This is a genomic window from Erwinia wuhanensis (assembly GCF_030484085.1).
Lineage (GTDB): Bacteria > Pseudomonadota > Gammaproteobacteria > Enterobacterales > Enterobacteriaceae > Erwinia > Erwinia aeris.
In genome coordinates, this window is the sequence record NZ_JAUJUH010000002.1 from 266,792 (window position 1) to 285,303 (window position 18,512).

Genomic DNA, 18,512 nt, shown 5'->3' on the forward strand with positions numbered 1-18,512 from the left:
CTCACCTGAGAGGAAATTACTGACGGCTTTCGTAGAATTGCTGAAAAATAGCCAGGGTTTCGTCACTGACGTGATGTTCCAGCCCTTCCGCATCGCGGCGGGCGGTATCAGGGCTGATGCCCAGCGCCAGCAAAAACGTTTCCACAATATGGTGGCGTTTGCGGCTTTCTTCCGCCAGCGCCTCTCCTTCAGCAGTCAGGAACACGCCGCGATAGGGAACCTGCTCGACCAGTCCAACCGTAGCCAGGCGTTTCAACATTTTGGCAACGGTAGGCTGGGAAACGCCGAGCCGCGCCGCCATATCAACCTGGCGGGCTTCGCCAAATTCACGGATCAGATCGGAAATCAGCTCAACATAGTCATCAATTAATTCACGCCGATGGGCTTCACGGACCTGACGGAAGCCTTCGACATGCTCTTCTATCTCTTTCAGTGGCGCAGGCACTGCGGTTTTAGCGCGACGACTCATTCAGCTTCCTCATTATTATTTCTGGCGCGTGCGGGCGCTCGCATCAGCCTGATGGTGCCACATTGTAAACGAAGCGCACGGAAGCACAAAATCTCGCGCAATAGCGCTGGCTACGAATTATAGCCTGTGCTATACCTGTACATAAAGCGAACGGAGGAGACCATGAAAAAACCACTTTTACTACAGCTGCTCTGTCGTTCGCCTTTTACGCTACGGCTGATGCTGCTGGAGATGCTGACAGCAGAAAAAAAGTCCGGCGGCTGATTCAGCCATAAAAAAAATCCGCCACGTGGGCGGATTTTTTATCAACCAACCGAAGCTGGTTTCAGGCAATCTTAGAAGCTGTAGCCAACGCCAGCAATCCAGGTGCCAACGTCTACGCTGCGGATGCGGCTCTGCTCGTAGCCAACGTCCAGAGCAACGTTTTCGATGCCTGGGTTGAACTGCAGGCCCGCACCGTAGGAAACACCTACGTCGCTTGAGTCAGACTTGTCACGCGCTGGTGCGTTCTGCTGGAATTTACCGTAACCGATACCAACCACGCCATAGATGCTGGCCCAGTCGTTCAGACGGTAAGCAGGACCACCGGTGATGCCGTAGTACTGGCCTTTGTTATAGACGCCAGCGTCGGTACGATCTTTCTCGGTGTAGGTGAAAGAACCGATCCAGCCCAGTGGATCGCTGCCGTTTTCGTAGCGGTATTTCAGGTTGAAACCGTTAGCTTTGTTAGCCACGCCCTGCATATCGCTTTGTGCGTAACCACCGGAAACTGTGCTCTGTGCCATCGCTGAACCAGCAGAAACTGCCAGTACACAAGCCAGTGCTGAAAGACATGCAATTTTTTTCATAACCACCTCAAATGTGAAAGTACTTATCTCCTGACAACGCTGAAAATATAACAAACCTCAGCCAGAAACTCTGCCCCGTTTTTGTTGTCCAAGACAATGTTTGGTGTAACAGGACGTTAATGATTCTTTCTATCTCATTCTTTTTACTTATATTTCTCTCTTTACCGCTTCGCCTGACCAGCAATGTAAAAATTTGTTCATTGAGATAAATCTTAATTAAACTGACACTTCTTTACCCGTCTGCGTGCGCCTGGCGACGAATTTTCCGAATTTCTTTAACGTTTTCCCAGGCCATTTTTGCCTGGTTTGCACAATCTGTTGGTACACTTCGGGGAACTTTTCTCCCGTTCGATGGACAAATAAGGTTGGTCAAAAGGATGTCTCCCTCTTCACGCGGTTCTTCAATCTGGTTTCCTGTCTTACTGCTCTTGCTCGCCATGACCTCAATTCAGGGCGGGGCCGCGCTGGCGAAAACCCTGTTTTCGGTAGTCGGCGCACCGGGGATCACCGCCCTGCGTCTTGGGCTGGGCACGCTTATTCTTTGCCTTATCTTCAAACCCTGGCGGCTGCGGTTCAGCCGCGATCGCGTAGTGCCTCTGGTTTTGTATGGCCTGGCGCTGGGCGGCATGAACTATACGTTTTATCTGGCGCTGCGTACCGTCCCGCTGGGCATTGCCGTTGCGCTGGAATTTGTCGGTCCGCTGACGCTGGCGCTGGTGGGGTCGAGAAAGCCTCGCGATTTTCTCTGGGTGGCGCTGGCGTTGCTTGGGCTGTGGCTTTTGCTGCCTCTTGGCAAGAGCATGTCGGGCATCGATCCCAAAGGCGCATTTTTTGCGCTGCTGGCTGGTGCCTGCTGGGCCATCTATATTCTGAGCGGCCAACGCGCAGGAGCGGAGCACGGCCCTGCTACCGTCGCTATGGGATCGCTGATCGCTTCGCTGGTCTTTGTCCCTGTTGGCTTTACGTTTGCCGAAAGCGGCGTCTGGAACCTGGCAGTTTTACCGGTTGCGCTTATTGTCGCCATTCTTTCCAGCGCGTTCCCCTATACGCTGGAGATGGTCGCGCTGACCCGGCTGCCGGCCAGGACGTTTGGCACACTGATGAGCCTGGAGCCGGCCATGGGCGCGCTTTCCGGCATGATTTTCCTGGGCGAGCTGCTGACGCTGCCGCAATGGCTGGGCCTGTTGTCCATTATTATCGCCTCGGCAGGCGCTACGCTGAGTCTGCGTCCCGCTAAGCAAAAAGTCGTTCCGATTAGCGAGCTGCGTGAATAGCTATATTCAGAAAAGTTTATCCCGGCAGACAAATTTAAAGAGGCGTCTGTTAAAAAAGGAATATGTCATATATGGCTCGGATAATTCTGAGCCAATTTAATAAATCGTGGCTTTTTAACAGGATTTTTTACGCAATTTGTAACGAAACGATAAATTAAAAATCTATTTTTTATCAGTCATTTATATTTATCAATCTAAATGAGAATATTTATTAATCGCATTCGATAAATTATTCCTCTTAAATACCAGTCATTTAAACCCTAAGGCCGCTACTATTTGTGCGATAGGCAGTATCGTGATGGCAATGTTGAAAAGCGCTGCTATACTTATTCGGTACATTCAGGACAACTGACCATTAAGAGGATATTAATGATGAGTACCGCTAAACTGGTAAAAACGACTGCGACCGATCTGCATTACACCCGCAACAACGTGGCCGATGAGGAAAAGAAAGCCACCATTGAGGTGTTGAATCGTCTGGTAACGGAATTCATTGATTTGTCCCTGATTACCAAACAGGCGCACTGGAATATGCGCGGCGCTAACTTTATTGGCGTACACGAAATGCTGGACGGTTTCCGCACTACGATTACCGATCATCAGGACACCATTGCAGAGCGCGTAGTACAGCTGGGCGGCGTGGCGCTGGGCACCACTCAGGTAGTGAACGATCGCACTCCGCTGAAAAGCTATCCGCTGAACATTCATACCGTTCAGGATCACCTTAAAGCGCTGGCAGAACGCTATGCCGTTGTCGCTAACGATACTCGTAAAGCGATTAGTGAAGTTGAAGACGAAGACACCGCAGATATCTTTACCGCCGCTTCACGCGACCTGGATAAATTCCTGTGGTTTATCGAATCTAACATCGAGTAAGTCGATGCGGGCTGCGCCAGTAGCCCCACTTTTCATAGCGTGGTTTTTGCGAGCAGATGAGGCCTTTCATCTGCTCTTCTTATATGGAGGAAAGCGATGGCCAGTGGTTGGGCACGTGATGATGCCGTACAGGAACAGATCGACTCAACGGTTGAAGACGCCGTTAATCGCGCCCGGCGCGCCATTCATCATGGCGCCAGCGCAAAATATTGCGAAGAGTGCGGGGATGCCATTCCTGAAGCTCGCCGTCTGGCCCTGCCCGGCGTGCAATATTGTATTCAATGCCAGGCACAGCGAGACAAACAGCAGCAGTCGACGCTTTTTAATCGCCGCGGCAGTAAAGACAGCCAGCTGCGTTAATCACGCGAGCGCTCTCGCACCCTTTCCTTTTTTACTTTGTTTTTTATCCTCCGCCAGGTTAAAACTGGATTGCACCATAATGAAACCAGCGCACTATTTTGGTGCCTCATTATGGTGCATCGCGCTACTTAAGGCGTAATTATCCCTGTTAAATTGACTCAACGTGCTGTTTTCAATATATTTTGAAAACCTGGCATAGTTTTTTCATATGGCTGCTGGCATTCAATCGGACAAGGCGCTTGTCCGACTGCAATAAGGATAAAAAGATGAAGTCACTTGTTAAGTTTTCCCTGGCTGCGCTGACGCTGGCGTTTGCCGTCTCTTCTACCGCCGCAGAAAAAAAGCTGGTTGTCGCCACCGATACCGCCTTTGTTCCTTTTGAGTTCAAACAGGGTAACCAATATGTGGGCTTCGATGTGGAGCTGTGGGCGGCTATCGCGAAGGAACTGAAGCTGGACTATACCCTTAAACCAATGGATTTTAGCGGTATCATTCCGGGTCTGCAGACGCGTAACGTCGATCTGGCGCTGGCCGGTATCACTATCACTGACGCCCGCAAGCAGGCGATTGATTTCTCCGACAGCTACTATAAAAGCGGTCTGCTGGTGATGGTCAAAGCCAATAACGACAAAATTCAGGGTCTGAAAGATCTTGATGGCAAAGTCGTTGCGGTGAAAAGCGGCACCGGCTCCGTGGATTACGCTAAGCAGCACATCAAAACCAAAGATCTGCGCCAGTTCCCTAATATCGATAATGCCTATATGGAGCTGGGCACGGGCCGTGCGGACGCCGTGCTGCACGATACGCCAAACATCCTTTACTTCATTAACACCGCAGGCAAAGGCCAGTTCAAAGCCGTAGGCGAATCGATCGAAGCGCAGGATTACGGTATCGCCTTCCCGAAAGGCAGCGACGAGCTGCGTGAAAAAGTAAACGGCGCGCTGAAAACGCTGCGTGCAAACGGTACCTACAACACAATTTATAAAAAATGGTTCGGTTCCGAGCCTAAATAATCGCTTTTACTTTTCGCAGGCGCGCTGTGCGCCTGCGTTTTCCACACCAACGAAATATGGTTTTGATCCGGAGAAATAAGAATGCAGTTTGACTGGAGCGCCATCTGGCCATCTATTCCGGCCCTGCTCGAGGGCGCCCGCCTGACGCTGTGGATATCCGTCCTCGGCCTGATTGGCGGCCTGATTATCGGCCTTATAGCGGGTTTTGCCCGCGCTTACGGCGGCTGGCTGTCGCGTAATATCGCCCTGGTCTTTATTGAACTGATCCGCGGCACGCCGATTGTCGTGCAGGTGATGTTTATCTATTTTGCGCTGCCGATGGCCTTTAACGATTTGCGCATCGACCCTTTCAGCGCGGCAGTGGTCACCATCATGATTAACTCCGGCGCTTACATCGCTGAAATTACCCGTGGCGCCGTGCTGTCAATCAATAAGGGCTTTCGTGAAGCCGGTCTGGCGCTGGGTCTTTCCAGTCGCGAAACGCTGCGCTACGTTATCATGCCGCTGGCGCTGCGCCGTATGCTGCCGCCGCTGGGTAACCAGTGGATCGTCAGCATCAAGGATACCTCCCTGTTTATCGTTATCGGCGTGGCGGAGCTGACTCGCCAGGGCCAGGAAATCATTGCCGGTAACTTCCGCGCGCTGGAAATCTGGAGCGCCGTAGCCGTTATCTATCTGTTTATTACGCTGGTGCTGAGCTTTGTTCTGCGTCGCATTGAAAAAAGGATGAAGATCCTGTGATTGAATTTAAAAACGTCTCCAAACATTTTGGCGAAACGCAGGTTCTGCATAATATCGATCTGACCATTAAACAGGGCGAGGTCGTGGTAATTATCGGGCCGTCCGGCTCCGGCAAATCCACGCTGCTGCGCTGCATTAACAAGCTGGAAGAGATCACCACCGGCGAGCTGATTGTGGACGGGCTGAAGGTCAACGATCCTAAAGTAGACGATCGCCTGATCCGCCAGGAAGCGGGCATGGTGTTCCAGCAGTTCCATCTGTTCCCGCAGATGAGCGCGCTGGATAACGTCGCTTTTGGCCCAATCCGCGTACGCGGCGCCAGCAAAGCCGATGCGCAGCGTCTGGCAAAAGAGCTGCTGGGCAAGGTCGGCCTGGCCGAACGCGCGCACCATTTCCCGTCGGAGCTTTCCGGCGGCCAACAGCAGCGTGTGGCCATTGCCCGCGCGCTGGCGGTCAAGCCGAAGATGATGCTGTTCGATGAGCCAACCTCCGCGCTGGATCCGGAGCTGCGTCATGAAGTGCTGAAGGTAATGCAGGACCTGGCGGAAGAAGGCATGACCATGGTTATTGTGACGCACGAAGTGGGCTTTGCGAAGAAAGTCGCTTCACGCCTGATCTTTATCGATAAAGGCCGCATTGCGGAAGACGGCGATCCGGCAGAGCTGATTGATAACCCGCCGGGCGCACGCCTGCAGGAATTCTTACAGCACGTCTCCTAATCTTTTGGGGCGGTCAGGCCGCCCCGCTTTCCCGGCCCGCTCTTAAAAAACCCTCCCCCACCTCTCTCCTTTTCTTTGTCCGGCTATACTTGCTGCTCGACGCTTCTTTGCGCCGTTAAAGGAGAATATGATGTCGGGAACCCCGCCCTTCTGGCGCTGTATGTTCAGATGGCTACCGTTAGTCGCTGCTGTTTTTTGCTGTCAGGCTGAGGCCGTCAGCCTGCCTGTCGCCGCCGTTGCGGCGTCCCGGTCGCAACCCGCGGCCGATGCTTCCGGCGAACCGAGCCTGGAAGAGAAAAAAGCCGCCTACGCCGCGCTGGCCAACATTTTGCAAAATGATCAATCGCGAACCGAGCTGATTAACCAGCTGCGGAGCGCTTCCGAAAGCACTGCTAAAACTGAAGATCCCGTGCTGACGCCGCCGGATGAAGAAGAGGATAAAACGGTGCTGGAAAGCGTCACCGACGTCAGCCGTCAGTTTGGCAGCGAGGTGCTGGGTAAAGTAGAAAAACTCCACCGCAATATCGTTAACGCTCCTCATAAAACCTTTAACCCAAAAACTTTTTATAACGCGCTGAGCCACTTTGCGATGCTGGCCATCGCCCTGTTCGCTTTCTACTGGCTGCTCTGCCGGGCGGCGACGCCGCTTTATCGCCGCATGGGGTCATGGGGCCGCCGTAAAAATAGCGAGCGCACCAGCTGGCTGCACCTCCCGGCGATGATCCTGGGCGCGTTTATCATTGATTTGCTGCTGCTGGGCATCGCGCTGTTTGTCGGCCAGATGCTCAGCGATACGCTCAATGCCGGTAGCAGGACGATTGCCCGCCAGCAGGGCCTGTTCTTAAGCGCTTTTGCACTGATTGAATTCTTCAAGGCGATCCTGCGGCTGATTTTCTGCCCGCGCTATCCGCAGCTGCGTTTTTTCCATCTTTCTGACGAGCGCGCTAACTACTGGAATACGCGGCTAAGCTGGCTGAGCAGCGTTATCGGCTACGGACTGCTGGTTATCGTGCCTATTGTTTCTAATCAGGTTAACGTGCAGGCGGCGGCGCTGGTTAACCTGGTTTTGATGTGTCTGATCACCGGGTGGGCGCTTTATCTGATTTTCCGCAACCGCCGCCCCGTGCAGCTGGCGCTGGTTCAGCTGGCCGACCGCTCGATGAGCTTTTTTTCACTGTTTATCCGCGCTTTCGCCGTCATCTGGCACTGGCTTGCCAGCGCCTATTTTATCGCGCTGTTCCTGCTCTCGATCTTTAACCCCGGCGACAGCCTCAGATTTATGATGTCCGCTACCGTGCGTTCGCTGGCAATAATAGGGCTGGGCGCGCTGATTTCCGGCGTTCTCAGCCGCTGGATCTCAAAAACCATTATTCTCTCGCCAGAGCTGCGTCGCAACTATCCCGAGCTACAAAAAAGAGTGAACGGCTGGGTTTCCATGATGTTAAAGCTGGCGCGTACGCTGACGGTGTTTGCCGTCTGCCTACTGCTGCTGAACGCCTGGAATCTTTTCGACCTCTGGCATTGGCTGACGGTCGGCGCAGGCGTGAAGCTGGTAGATGTGATCATCCGTATTGTCATGATCCTGTTTTTCTCGGCGGTGGGCTGGACGCTGCTTGCCAGTCTTATAGAGAGCCGTCTCGCTTCCGATTCTCACGGCAGGCCGATGCCCAGCGCCAGAACCCGCACGCTGCTGACGCTGTTTCGCAACGCGCTGGCCGTGGTCATCAGTACCATCACTATCATGATCCTGTTGTCGGAAATCGGCGTGAATATCGCACCGCTGCTGGCGGGCGCAGGCGCGCTGGGTTTGGCAGTATCTTTTGGTTCGCAAACGCTGGTTAAGGATATTATTACCGGTATTTTTATTCAGTTTGAGAACGGAATGAACACGGGCGATTTGGTCACTATCGGCGCCATTACCGGCACGGTGGAGCGCATGTCAATCCGCTCGGTAGGCGTTCGCCAGGATACCGGCGCTTACCATATTATCCCCTGGTCTTCGATTACTACCTTCGCTAATTTCGTGCGCGGCATTGGCTCTTTCGTGGCGAATTACGATGTGGATCGCAGTGAGGACAGCGATAAAGTGAATGCCACGCTGCGCGAGGCGGTGAACGAACTGATGCAGGACGAAACCATCCGCGGCATGGTCATTGGCGAGCCTAATTTCGCCGGACTGGTCGGGCTGACCAACCAGGCCTTTACCGTGCGCGTCTCCTTTACTACCCAACCACTGAAGCAGTGGACGGTGCGTTTCGCGCTCGACAATAGGGTGAAGAAGCATTTTGATGCGGCGGGGATCAAAGCGCCGCATCCAACGGTGCAGGTCATGCAAAACGGCAGCGGGCTGGACGCCGCCGCCGCTGTGCCTGCGCTGCCTGCGCCGGAGTAACGGACGGCCGTACTGGCGGTATTAAAGACGGCTCATCTGGCGTTCGCGAGCCGTCTTTTCCATAAAGGTCCAGGCGATAAAACGGCTCTGCTTTTGGCCCTGAGCCATTTCCACGGTGCGTACGGCTACCGCATCGACCTGCTCCAGTGCACGCCACAGCTCGGGCAGGTTTTCGCGGCGGGACACCAGCGAAGTAAACCACACGCACTGTTTCGCAAAATCCACGCTTTCATTAATCATGCGGCTGATAAAGGCTTTTTCACCGCCTTCACACCACAGCTCCTCCTGCTGGCCGCCGAAATTTAACGGCGCGTTTTTATCCAGACCGAGATTGCGCACCTTGCGCTGGGTGCCCTGCTGCGCTTCGCTGGCGGATGCGTGAAACGGCGGGTTGCACAGCACGGCATGATACTGCTCGTTTTTATGAATAACGCCGTGAAAAATCGCCTGCGTATTTTTCTGACGACGCAGGCGAATACCGCGATTCAGGCCCGGATTGGCGGCGATAATGGCGTTAGCGGCGCGCATCGCCTCTTCATTGATTTCGCTGCCGGTAAAGCGCCACTCATATTCCCGATAGCCAATCAGCGGATAAATGCAGTTGGCACCGCAGCCGATATCGAGCACGTTAATATTGCGCGGCGCGACGGCGCGGTTATCTTCCGCCAGCAGGTCGGCCAGATGATGAATATAGTCAGCCCGGCCCGGCACCGGCGGACAAAGAAAACCATCCGGGATCGCCCACTGTTCAACCTGATAGAAATGCTTCAGCAATGCCTGATTTAACATTTTTACCGCGGCCGGATCGGCGAAATTCACCGATTCATCACCGTACTGATTAACCGCCACAAACTCCGCCAGCGGCGGATGACTGGCAATCAGGGCAGGAAAATCATAGCGGCCACGATGGCGGTTACGGGGATGAAGCTGGGTTTTTTCGACAATCTTTTTCATGAACGGCTCTCTTATCTGCAGGCGCGTAAGATACCTGCTGCGGTAAAGATCGTAAACAATTCCCGCCTTTTTTCCCACGGCGAAGCGGCTACTATGTAATAACTATCCCTTTATCAGGAGTTCAGATGTCCTCTTCCCGCCATACTTATCAACCGCGTCTTGGCCACGGTCTGCCTCATGATCCTTTGAACGCCATTATTGGCCCGCGTCCCATCGGCTGGATCAGTTCCCAAAGCGCCAGCGGCGAGCGCAATCTGGCGCCCTACAGCTTTTTTAACTGCTTTAACTATAAGCCGCCTATTATTGGTTTCTCCAGCCAGGGCTGGAAAGACAGCGTGGCGAACATCGTGGAAACAGGCGAGTTTGTCTGGAACCTGGCTACCCGCGAGCTGGCCGTGGCGATGAATGAAAGTTCGGCTTCGCTGCCGCGCGGCGAGGATGAATTCGCTTTTTCCGGCGTGACGCCCATTCCCGGCACGCAGGTAGCGGTCAGCATGGTAGCCGAAAGCCCGGTGAATTTTGAATGCAAGCTGACGCAGGTTATCCAGCTGCAAGACGCCGACGGCGGCAAGCTGGAGCAGTGGCTGGTGCTGGGCGAAGCGGTGGCGATACATATCGATCACAAGCTGCTAGAAAACGGCATCTATCAGACGGCGAAAGCCAACCCTATATTGCGGGCGGGCGGCCCCAGCGCCTATTACGCCATTAGCGACGATTTACGTTTTGATTTGGTACGGCCGGACGCGCGCCAGTCCTGAGCCGTTCTGTGCCGCCTTATACAGGGCGGCTTAGATCGCTTTCTTTTAGCTTATACAGCATTGCTATCAGGCAAGCTCGCCAGGCAGCCTGGCGCAGACATGCTGGCGGCCGCGCCGTAAGCGGCCGCAGCCACGAAAAGCCTGAGTGAACGGCCACGCCCCGCACTGTTTTTAGACGCGCAGCTCTGCTTTTCAACGCGAGCGGGAAACCCTGCTGCGCACCTTTTTTTGGTATGATGTTATGCATCCCGAAAGCCATCATGGAGTGATAATGAAGAGAATTGCTATTGATATGGATGAGGTCATTGCCGATTTCCATCCTAAAATGGTCGCCACGTTTAACAGCCATTTCTCGCTGGAACTGGCGCACAGCGAATTCAATCTGTTCAGCCTGGCAGAGGAAAAGCCCGAGATGCTGCAGGAGATCTTTAGCCGGGTCAGCGAAGACGCGGAATTTTTTGGCGATCTGGGCGTCATTGCCGACAGCCAGCGTGTGATTGAGGCGCTAAGCCATCGTTACGAGATCTTTATCACCACGGCCGCCATGCAGATGCCCTCTTCGTTTAATGCAAAATTCCGCTGGTTAAATACCCATTTCCCGGCCATCAAACCCAGTAATATTGTGTTCTGCGGCAACAAAAGCATTATCAATGCGGATTATATGATTGATGATAACGCCCATAATTTCACAGGGTTTTGCGGAGAAGGCATCCTTTATAGCGCCCCGCACAACCTGCAGGTAACCGGCTACAGGCGGGTTAAAAACTGGCAGGAAATAGAGAACCTGTTGCTCTGAACTCCCTCACTTTTGAAAAATACCTGTCAGGCAGCAGTGCCGCGCTCGCCTTCCGGCTTATCGTCCGCAAAGGAGAAGATATGATCCCCGTTTCGCTGATTCAGGAAGCCATTGAATGGCGCAGACAGTTTCACTCAAGGCCGGAGCTGGGCTATCACGAAGATGAGACTTCACAGCGCGTAGCGGCGCTGCTGCGCGAGTTTGGTTTGCAGGTGCATATGGGCCTGGCAGGCACCGGCGTGGTGGGCACGCTGGAGAACGGTCCCGGTCCCGCTATCGGTTTTCGTGCGGATATGGACGCCCTGCCCATCACCGAGCTGGGCGATGCGCCGTGGCGCTCCTCGCAGCCTGGCGTGATGCACGCCTGCGGACACGATGGCCACACGGCCATGCTGCTGGCGGCGGCGAAACATCTCAGCGCCACGCGGCGGTTCAGCGGCACGCTGCATTTTGTTTTCCAGCCGGCGGAAGAAAACCTGGGCGGTGCCAGAAAAATGGTCGCCGACGGCCTGTTTACGCTGTTTCCCATGGACGCTATCTACGGCCTGCATAACTGGCCAGGCCTGCCGGTCGGTCATGTGGCGGTGAACAGCGGCCCCATGATGGCTTCGCTGGACGCTTTCGAAATTACGCTGCGCGGGAAAAGCTGCCACGCGGCGATGCCGGAAAACGGCGCAGATCCGATCGTAGCCGCCGCGCAGCTCATTCTTGCGCTGCAAACTATCCCGGCCCGACGCCTGTCGCCGCTCTCCTCTGCGGTAGTCAGCATCACGCAAATTAATGGCGGCGAAGCCATTAACGTTATCCCGGAAAGCGTGGTGCTTCGCGGCACGCTAAGATGCCTGCAGGCCGATGTGCGTAGCCGGGTGCGCGGCATGATTGACGACTTTGTCACTACTTTTACCGCGCCGCTGGGCATTGACGGCAGCATTGACTACCTGACCGATTACCCGGTGACCTGCAATCACGCCGCCGCCGCACAGCAGGTTCGCGACTGCGCGCTGGCATTACTGCCGACAGAACAGGTGCACTGGGAAACCAGCCCATCAATGGCGTCGGAAGATTTTGCCTGCATGCTGGAAGCCTGCCCCGGTGCCTATTTCTGGATAGGTACAGACGGCGAGGTGCCTTCTGCTCCGCTGCATAACGCCCGCTACGATTTTAACGATGATGTTATCCCGGAAGGCGTTACGTTCTGGACGGCGCTGGCGGAAAAGCTTCTGCCGCTCGGATAAGCGCCATGCGCTTTCCGGCCCGACGGGAAGGCTGCCTCGCTTTTTAGATCCACTTCAAAAAAGAATGCAAGAAGCAGGCAGGCACGTAAAAAACTTTGCGTGACCTGTTCCGCTTCATGAAAACGTCGCTGACTTCACGGCCAAACCGCTTTATCCTGACGGCAGATTTTTCAGGGAAGGCGGGATTTATGCACAGAACGCGAAGCGTACCACGCCATGTTATATCGGGTTGAGGCAGGCGAAGCGGGCGTTTACCTGGTGCAGTTAACGGAAATTGTTACGGTTGAGGATTCACTTATTAATTTGCCGCAGGGGCTACTGACAGGTAAACGACCGCACAGGCTAACGTTGAAGGGCGGCTGTTATGATATCGCTTTTGACAGCCTGGATAATATCGAAGCCGACACGCCCTTTTTTAAAAGGCGATTTAGGGGTCAGCGCGCGCAGGCTCTGAACTGCATTATTGATTATATAATCGACAAGCACTACACTGCGTACCGGCCTTATTGCTATACGTTTTTGGCTTTTGACGAACTGCTTTCACGAGCTTATCGCTTGCGAATACTACAGCTCAGCAGAAGCCAGCCGCAGCGGATAGCCGCCGTTTACCCAAACCTTGATCCTCACAGGAGGGGTTATGCCGTTAAACTCAGATAAACCCACCAGGCCGCTGACGCTGGAAGAGGCCATCGCGCTTAAAGCCCGGCGGATGAAAGCTGTTTATGAGCACTTTCAGAAGCAGGACAAAAAGCGCAGCGCATCCGTTATTTTTTTCAGGCCGGATGCGTAACCGCCAGGTAAGGCTTGCAAAGCCTTACCTTTCGAACGCTTACCTGCCCGGCGAAGCCATTCACCCGGCAAAACTTTCAGCCTCAGCCCGGCGAAGCGTTCAATCTCAGTCAGGCGAAACGTTCAGCCTCAGCCCGGCAAAATCGTTTCCCCGATAAACAGCTTATCGCCGCCCTGGCTAAAACGCTCGGTCCGCCTCAGTATCCGGCCTTCGCGATTTGCTCCAGCGCGCTCTCTACGTCCACCGCGCGGCCCGTAGCGACGTAACAGCAGGCGATCTGCTGACGCAGCGACTGCGGTACCGCTACTTCGCGATTGAGGCAACGCCTGATCCATTCAGCCGTTGTTTCAGCCTCTTTACCCGCAGGCAGCGCGTCGCGGGCGATATGGCTTTCCGGCTGGCGTGGTAACAGCACCTCTGGCTCCTCTCCGGCAATCAGGTTCAGCGCCGGGCAGCGCTGCGGATTGGCATAAACCTCGCCTTCCGTACCGTTAAGCAGCAGCGCGCGGCCGCCGATGGCCTGGAAGAATTTGCCCACGCGCGGGATATATTCCGGGTGCGACACGCTGGAAAGCCGCAGCGCCGCATCTTCGCCAAACGGCGTCAGCAGCTTCGCCAGCGTATGCGCGCTGTTGCGTACGCCCAGCTGCCAGCGCAGCGAGAGCTGCCGTGCCAGCGGCGCGCAAAGCGTTTCAACCGACACGAAGACCAGATTGCCCTCTTCCAGCCGCTGCTGCGCTTCCTGCATGTCCGATACCGCCTTAACGCCCAGCGCGGCAAACACCGCCTCACTGGTAACGCGAGTCGGGTCATCGCTAACGCCGTGCACCACCACAGGAAAATCGAGCAGGGAGAGCAGTAGCGCCAGCAGCGGCGTCAGGTTCGCCTGTTTACGCGCGCCGTTATAGCTTGGGATCACCACCGGCATAGGCAGGCTGGCAGGCGGCTGTAGTTTCAGCACGCGCGCCTGTACGGCCTGATAAAAGCCGAGCATCTCCTCCTCGCCCTCGCCTTTGATTCGCAGCGCAATCAGGATCGCGCCCATCTCAAGCGGCGACACCTCGTCCGCCAGCATCCGGCTGTAAAGCTCGCTGGCGGTAGCGAAATCAAGGTCGCGGGCATGATTTTTCCCTCGGCCGATCTCTTTAATAATTTTTGTATAGTCCATGCTTCTGCTCTGTTGGGTGGTTAGCGACGGCGGTGACGTACGGTTTTCTTACCCGGTACGGCCGCAACGGCTTTTGGCGGCTCCCCCGGCGGCATAGGCGGCTGCTCAATGGGGAAAACCGGTAGCGCGCCCAGCAGGCGCGCGCCATAGCTTTTGGTCAGCAAACGACGATCGTAAATCACTATCTCGCCGAAACAGTCGTGGCTGCGGATCAGCCTGCCCACCTGCTGGATCAGGTTAAAGGAGGCGCTCGGCAGGCTTTGTACTTCAAAAGGATAGCGCTTCAGGCTTTTCAGCCATTCGCCCTCCGTCAAAATAACCGGACTGTCCACCGGCGGAAAGGCAATTTTATGGATATGCACCTGCGACAGCAGGTCACCCTTCAGATCCAGCCCTTCGGCAAAGGATTGCAGGCCCACCAGCACGCTGGTTTCGCCCTGCTCCACCTTTTTACGATGTAGCGCCACCAGCGCCGGACGCGGCCTGTCGCCCTGCACCAGCAGCATCAGCCGCAGCTCCGGCAGGTAAGAGATAAACTGCTGCATCGCCCGCCCGCTGGCAAACAGCACCAGCAGCCCTTTGTGTTTGCCTTCTTTAATCTGCTGGCGGAAAAAGTGCGCCATTTCCGCCAGGTGTTCCACTTCGTTAGCCAGCATCGGCTCGTAGCGCATCTGCGGGATAATCAGCTTGCCCTGCTCAACGTGGTTAAAAGGCGAATCCAGCGCGACAAAGCGATCGCCCGGCTTTTCGCTCAGGCCCGCCATTTCCTGCAGGCGCTGAAAGCTGTTCAGCGAGCGTAGCGTGGCCGAGGTCAGCACCACGTGCGGGATTTTACGCCACAGCAGTTTTTCCAGCTGCTCGCTGACGCGGATACCGGCGCAGTGAAACAGTAAGTGCGGGTTACCTTCACGCAGCTCGCGCGTCACCCATTTGGACACCGGCGCGCCGGAGGCCTGCGCCATTGAGGCGAGCCGCCACAGCTTGCTGCTGGCCTCGAACCAGCCCAGTGCGCGGTTCATCTGGATCAGCGTACGGTGCAGGCGCACTACGTCAAACTGCCCCGTTTTTTCACTGAGATCGTTCAGCAGCGCCTCTGCCAGCCCGCGCAGCCCGTCGCTGAGTTTGAACAGGCGCGCGCACAGCGTCATCACCTCTTCCGGCAGCTGGCCCATCTCGAAACGGTATTCGCCTTCCTGATTGCCGGGCGGCAACAGCTGCACCAGGATTTGCGACAGCTGTTGCAGCTGCTCGCGCACCTCTTCACAGTGGGCTTTAAGCCGCTCCGGATTGCCAAGATGCGGCGGCTTTTTCGGCCGGAACTGCGCCATACACTGTTCAACCAGACGACAGAAAAGATCGAGCTGTAACGTGCTCCAGGCGGGCGTGATATCCCCGCTCATTTCCAGCGCGTCGCGCGCCACGTCCGGCAGGTGGTGTCCTTCATCAAGTACCAGCAGCAGATTTTTCGGCGGCGGCAGCACCGATTCCGTTTCCAGGGCCGCCATGACCAGCGCATGGTTAGCCACCACCACGTCGGCGTTTTCGATTTCCCGCCGGGCCAGGTAGAACGGGCATTCACGGAACCAGTGACAGTTGCTGCCCAGACAGTTGGCTTTATCGGTACTGATGCGCTGCCAGAGCGAATCTTCAATCGTCTCTTCGCAGTGGTCGCGCAGGCCGTCCCACTGATGGCGATCGAGGTTTTTCGCCAGCGTAGTACAGAGCGCCCGCTCATCCTTGCTGGCGGTCATTTCATCATCAAGAAACAGCAGCAAATCGCCCTGCTTTTCTTCATCGCCGCCCAGCGCGGACAGGTTGCGCGGGCAGACGTAGCGACCCCGGCCAAACGCGGCGGTAAAACGCAGATCGGGGATGATCTTCTGCAACAGCGGCAGATCTTTCGTGAAGATCTGATCCTGTAGCGCCACGTTGGCGGTGCTGACCACCAGCGGCTTATCTTCCGCACGGCTGACGGCGATGCCGGGGATCAGATAGGAGAGCGTTTTGCCGACGCCGGTCGGGGCTTCAATCGCCAGATGGCGCCCTTCGTCGCCCGCCAGCGTTTTCGCCACTTCGGCAATCATCTGCCGCTGCGGCGCTCGGGAAATAAAATCGGGGATTTGCTGCTGGAGAGCCTTATACCAGCCGGCAATTTGCGCTTTTAACGCGGCAGTTAGCGCCATATCAATCACTTTTTATTGAAACGGCCTGTATTTTTACACAGTATTTCGTTCAGCAATAGTCCCTGAAGGTTAATCCTGCGGCGCGGCTCGCAACCTGGTGCTGTCCGCGCCTGCTGACGGGCCGAATTTACTCGCCGCTGTCCGTTTCGATTTTATTGGTGCCCAGCCTGCCGGTAAAAGGCAGCCGCAGCGCCGGATGCTTAAAATCGATGCCGAAATTAAAGGCCAGCACGTTAAACTCTACGCCTTCCTCCGCACCCAGCGTCAGCCCAAGCACGCCCAGCAGTGAAACCTGCACGCCTTTGCCTGAGGCGGGCAGCCCCACCGGACGGCTCAGCGGGCGGAAATCTTTACCGATGGCGTTCGCAGGCAGATCGAGCTTCAGCTCCGGCACTTCTCTGCCGATATGGGCCAGAAAAGTATTGCTGTTGGGACCGGGCCAGACCCGATAGCTTTGCGGCCAGGGATAGCTGCCGATAGCGGCTTCGATCGCCGGGATCATCGCCGCCGCGCGTTCGCCGCGATGATCGACCAGCAGTCTGGGCTTAGCGCCAAACCAGTAGCCGTCGGGCAAAGCGTAATTATGGCGAATAACGTTGCTGCTGCCCCAGCTGACCACCTCGTAGCGGTGATACTGGCTCTCGCCGGCCTTTTTAAAAATGATCCACGGATGGACGGCGAACAGTCCACGCCAGCCAAAGGTCGGCGCGGTATAAACCTGCACGATGGCCGTATCGATAAACTTCTGCGGATCGGGCGCCATCTCTGCTGAATCACGTCTGGCTGTGGACCAATGTTGGCCATTGATGGCGACGCCGCTGTGGGTCGCCTTAACGTAGCTCTGCGCGAAAGAGAGCAGCAGCATACAGATAAAACTGATACCTATCACTTTTACAAGGAACATAATACCTTTGGCTGCCCGCAGCTGCGGGTCGGATCAGAGAGTGGGATAACATCAGCGAGCAGCATGCTGTCGCTTAAGGTGTGAGCAGAATCACATTACTGAAAACCGGCGCGGCATTCAATCTTTGTCCACCGCATGCCGTCGTGAGTAAAATTCACAAAAACCGGCCGGTTGCCCGGCCTTTTAGTTATTCATCAGTTAATTGCTCTGGCTGGCAACTGTACAGCTCCGCCAGCTTGTGCAAATTAAAATTGCGTGGCCTCTCGCTTTTTTCCATGGCTGATACAGAAGCCTGAGTAATGTTCAGCGCCTCAGCGACCTGCTTTTGGGTCAGGCCACGATAAAGACGCCACGCCGCATGAAGCGTTACGCCTTTTTGCACAGAAATATCGACTACCTCGCCGGGGATAAAAGCATCATCATTTTTTCCCGCAACATAGGGTACTGATTCCCATAATTCAGCCAGATCGGCGCTTTGCGTTAGTTTTTCAAATAGCGCTATTGGCACTATTGCCGCCTTGCGATTTCCGGCGCTGTCAGTGATGAATTCAATCATATCGTTTCTCATTGTAGTAGACCGGCAATAATGAAGTTATTTAAGACAAATTCGGCAAATCGAATTTTATTCAATAAGTTTTGCTGGTACGCCTCGCAATTTGCTGGATGGCAATGATTTTGGGTTCCCCGTCTTTTACATAGTCGAATAATACCCGATAGTTACCCCATCTTAGCCGGTAATCGGCTTCACCTGCCGTCAAGGGCTTTACGTCCAGATTTGGCGTGTGCAGCGGAAAATTTTTTAACTCATTCACCGCTGCGTTAATCGCTTCTCTGTCGCTTTTGCTTTTGATAGCAAGAAGTTGTTTCCGCGCTGCTTTGCGCCATTTCAGTTCCGGCATTCCTTGCCCACCTTTTAAAGGATACATCCTTATCAAACTCGATAAATATAGATATTATATTCTATGAGAACAACATAAAAATAGAACTACGTCGTGTTTTTATCTATAAAAACTGGCGACGGCTATTGTATCC

Annotated in this window: 19 protein-coding genes; 11 read left to right on the top strand and 8 right to left on the bottom strand. The window is 55.0% G+C overall.

All coding sequences use genetic code 11. The features are described 5' to 3' along the window. Positions 1–16: 16 nt before the first annotated feature. Together mntR and ompX are read right to left on the bottom strand one after the other, a co-directional pair. Complete coding sequence (mntR, locus tag QZH36_RS05650; RefSeq protein ID WP_253454778.1) at positions 17–469, bottom strand: manganese-binding transcriptional regulator MntR; 453 nt, start codon at positions 467–469, stop codon at positions 17–19. Positions 470–804: 335 nt separating this feature from the next. Next, entirely contained in the window at positions 805–1,317 is a 513-nt protein-coding gene (ompX, locus tag QZH36_RS05655; protein ID WP_253454779.1) for an outer membrane protein OmpX, read from the bottom strand. 377 nt (positions 1,318–1,694) lie between these two features. Between ompX and rhtA the strand changes: the two genes are divergently transcribed. The 7 genes from rhtA (at position 1,695) to ybiO (ending at position 8,692) form a co-directional block, all read left to right on the top strand. Further along, on the top strand, positions 1,695–2,591 hold the full coding sequence (gene rhtA, locus QZH36_RS05660; protein WP_301729796.1) for a threonine/homoserine exporter RhtA: 897 nt from the start codon (positions 1,695–1,697) through the stop codon (positions 2,589–2,591). A gap of 372 nt (positions 2,592–2,963) precedes the next feature. Further along, the gene (gene dps, locus QZH36_RS05665; RefSeq protein ID WP_125288897.1) at positions 2,964–3,467 is read left to right on the top strand and encodes a DNA starvation/stationary phase protection protein Dps; all 504 of its coding nucleotides are present in this window, start codon (positions 2,964–2,966) and stop codon (positions 3,465–3,467) included. Between the two features lie 96 nt (positions 3,468–3,563). Continuing rightward, positions 3,564–3,827, top strand: coding sequence for a DksA/TraR family C4-type zinc finger protein (locus QZH36_RS05670; RefSeq protein ID WP_253454781.1), 264 nt, complete (start codon positions 3,564–3,566; stop codon positions 3,825–3,827). A 266-nt stretch (positions 3,828–4,093) separates the two neighbouring features. Next, complete coding sequence (gene glnH, locus QZH36_RS05675; protein ID WP_253454782.1) at positions 4,094–4,840, top strand: glutamine ABC transporter substrate-binding protein GlnH; 747 nt, start codon at positions 4,094–4,096, stop codon at positions 4,838–4,840. Between the two features lie 81 nt (positions 4,841–4,921). Beyond that, positions 4,922–5,581 (top strand): glutamine ABC transporter permease GlnP, encoded by a 660-nt coding sequence (glnP, locus tag QZH36_RS05680; protein ID WP_125288792.1) that lies wholly within the window; start codon positions 4,922–4,924, stop codon positions 5,579–5,581. Next, entirely contained in the window at positions 5,578–6,300 is a 723-nt protein-coding gene (glnQ, locus tag QZH36_RS05685) for a glutamine ABC transporter ATP-binding protein GlnQ (RefSeq protein ID WP_125288793.1), read from the top strand. Before glnP ends, glnQ begins: the two co-directional genes overlap by 4 nt. A 160-nt stretch (positions 6,301–6,460) precedes the next feature. Continuing rightward, complete coding sequence (gene ybiO / locus QZH36_RS05690) at positions 6,461–8,692, top strand: mechanosensitive channel protein (RefSeq protein ID WP_301729923.1); 2,232 nt, start codon at positions 6,461–6,463, stop codon at positions 8,690–8,692. A gap of 21 nt (positions 8,693–8,713) precedes the next feature. Here ybiO and rlmF read toward each other — a convergent pair whose 3' ends face one another. Continuing rightward, the gene (gene rlmF, locus QZH36_RS05695; protein ID WP_253454783.1) at positions 8,714–9,646 is read right to left on the bottom strand and encodes a 23S rRNA (adenine(1618)-N(6))-methyltransferase RlmF; all 933 of its coding nucleotides are present in this window, start codon (positions 9,644–9,646) and stop codon (positions 8,714–8,716) included. Positions 9,647–9,771: 125 nt separating this feature from the next. Here rlmF and QZH36_RS05700 point away from each other — a divergent pair, with 125 nt between their 5' ends. The 4 genes from QZH36_RS05700 to QZH36_RS05715 all read left to right on the top strand — a co-directional run bounded on the left by QZH36_RS05700 (position 9,772) and on the right by QZH36_RS05715 (position 13,225). Then, positions 9,772–10,404, top strand: a complete 633-nt coding sequence (locus tag QZH36_RS05700; RefSeq protein WP_253454784.1) for a flavin reductase family protein — start codon at positions 9,772–9,774, stop codon at positions 10,402–10,404. A gap of 271 nt (positions 10,405–10,675) precedes the next feature. Beyond that, a complete protein-coding gene (locus tag QZH36_RS05705; protein WP_301729797.1) occupies positions 10,676–11,200 on the top strand; it encodes a 5' nucleotidase, NT5C type in 525 nt (174 codons plus the stop codon). An 80-nt stretch (positions 11,201–11,280) separates the two neighbouring features. Beyond that, the gene (locus tag QZH36_RS05710; protein WP_301729798.1) at positions 11,281–12,435 is read left to right on the top strand and encodes a M20 aminoacylase family protein; all 1,155 of its coding nucleotides are present in this window, start codon (positions 11,281–11,283) and stop codon (positions 12,433–12,435) included. A gap of 637 nt (positions 12,436–13,072) precedes the next feature. Next, positions 13,073–13,225: a hypothetical protein gene (locus QZH36_RS05715; protein ID WP_253454788.1), complete on the top strand. Its 153-nt coding sequence runs from the start codon at positions 13,073–13,075 to the stop codon at positions 13,223–13,225. A gap of 196 nt (positions 13,226–13,421) precedes the next feature. On the opposite strand, the gene ybiB is transcribed toward QZH36_RS05715, so the two are convergent. The 5 genes from ybiB to QZH36_RS05740 form a co-directional block, all read right to left on the bottom strand. After that, a complete protein-coding gene (gene ybiB / locus QZH36_RS05720) occupies positions 13,422–14,393 on the bottom strand; it encodes a DNA-binding protein YbiB (protein WP_301729799.1) in 972 nt (323 codons plus the stop codon). 20 nt (positions 14,394–14,413) lie between these two features. Beyond that, positions 14,414–16,576, bottom strand: coding sequence for an ATP-dependent DNA helicase DinG (gene dinG / locus QZH36_RS05725; protein WP_301729800.1), 2,163 nt, complete (start codon positions 16,574–16,576; stop codon positions 14,414–14,416). Positions 16,577–16,703: 127 nt separating this feature from the next. Next, the gene (locus tag QZH36_RS05730) at positions 16,704–17,480 is read right to left on the bottom strand and encodes a DUF3750 domain-containing protein (RefSeq protein WP_301729801.1); all 777 of its coding nucleotides are present in this window, start codon (positions 17,478–17,480) and stop codon (positions 16,704–16,706) included. Between the two features lie 187 nt (positions 17,481–17,667). Then, a complete protein-coding gene (locus QZH36_RS05735) occupies positions 17,668–18,036 on the bottom strand; it encodes a helix-turn-helix domain-containing protein (RefSeq protein ID WP_301729802.1) in 369 nt (122 codons plus the stop codon). Positions 18,037–18,106: 70 nt separating this feature from the next. Beyond that, complete coding sequence (locus tag QZH36_RS05740; RefSeq protein WP_301251263.1) at positions 18,107–18,379, bottom strand: type II toxin-antitoxin system RelE family toxin; 273 nt, start codon at positions 18,377–18,379, stop codon at positions 18,107–18,109. Positions 18,380–18,512 lie beyond the last annotated feature (133 nt).

What these genes read in the sequence shown, in the direction of transcription:
- glnP (WP_125288792.1), top strand. Translation starts at nt 4,922, where the DNA reads ATGCAGTTTGACTGGAGCGCCATCTGGCCATCTATTCCGGCCCTGCTC.
- QZH36_RS05735 (WP_301729802.1), bottom strand. Translation starts at nt 18,036, where the DNA reads ATGATTGAATTCATCACTGACAGCGCCGGAAATCGCAAGGCGGCAATA.
- QZH36_RS05740 (WP_301251263.1), bottom strand. Translation starts at nt 18,379, where the DNA reads ATGCCGGAACTGAAATGGCGCAAAGCAGCGCGGAAACAACTTCTTGCT.
- ybiB (WP_301729799.1), bottom strand. Translation starts at nt 14,393, where the DNA reads ATGGACTATACAAAAATTATTAAAGAGATCGGCCGAGGGAAAAATCAT.
- QZH36_RS05705 (WP_301729797.1), top strand. Translation starts at nt 10,676, where the DNA reads ATGAAGAGAATTGCTATTGATATGGATGAGGTCATTGCCGATTTCCAT.
- rlmF (WP_253454783.1), bottom strand. Translation starts at nt 9,646, where the DNA reads ATGAAAAAGATTGTCGAAAAAACCCAGCTTCATCCCCGTAACCGCCAT.
- mntR (WP_253454778.1), bottom strand. Translation starts at nt 469, where the DNA reads ATGAGTCGTCGCGCTAAAACCGCAGTGCCTGCGCCACTGAAAGAGATA.
- dinG (WP_301729800.1), bottom strand. Translation starts at nt 16,576, where the DNA reads ATGGCGCTAACTGCCGCGTTAAAAGCGCAAATTGCCGGCTGGTATAAG.
- glnH (WP_253454782.1), top strand. Translation starts at nt 4,094, where the DNA reads ATGAAGTCACTTGTTAAGTTTTCCCTGGCTGCGCTGACGCTGGCGTTT.
- QZH36_RS05715 (WP_253454788.1), top strand. Translation starts at nt 13,073, where the DNA reads ATGCCGTTAAACTCAGATAAACCCACCAGGCCGCTGACGCTGGAAGAG.
- QZH36_RS05670 (WP_253454781.1), top strand. Translation starts at nt 3,564, where the DNA reads ATGGCCAGTGGTTGGGCACGTGATGATGCCGTACAGGAACAGATCGAC.
- rhtA (WP_301729796.1), top strand. Translation starts at nt 1,695, where the DNA reads ATGTCTCCCTCTTCACGCGGTTCTTCAATCTGGTTTCCTGTCTTACTG.
- ompX (WP_253454779.1), bottom strand. Translation starts at nt 1,317, where the DNA reads ATGAAAAAAATTGCATGTCTTTCAGCACTGGCTTGTGTACTGGCAGTT.
- dps (WP_125288897.1), top strand. Translation starts at nt 2,964, where the DNA reads ATGAGTACCGCTAAACTGGTAAAAACGACTGCGACCGATCTGCATTAC.
- QZH36_RS05710 (WP_301729798.1), top strand. Translation starts at nt 11,281, where the DNA reads ATGATCCCCGTTTCGCTGATTCAGGAAGCCATTGAATGGCGCAGACAG.
- QZH36_RS05730 (WP_301729801.1), bottom strand. Translation starts at nt 17,480, where the DNA reads ATGTTCCTTGTAAAAGTGATAGGTATCAGTTTTATCTGTATGCTGCTG.
- ybiO (WP_301729923.1), top strand. Translation starts at nt 6,461, where the DNA reads ATGTTCAGATGGCTACCGTTAGTCGCTGCTGTTTTTTGCTGTCAGGCT.
- QZH36_RS05700 (WP_253454784.1), top strand. Translation starts at nt 9,772, where the DNA reads ATGTCCTCTTCCCGCCATACTTATCAACCGCGTCTTGGCCACGGTCTG.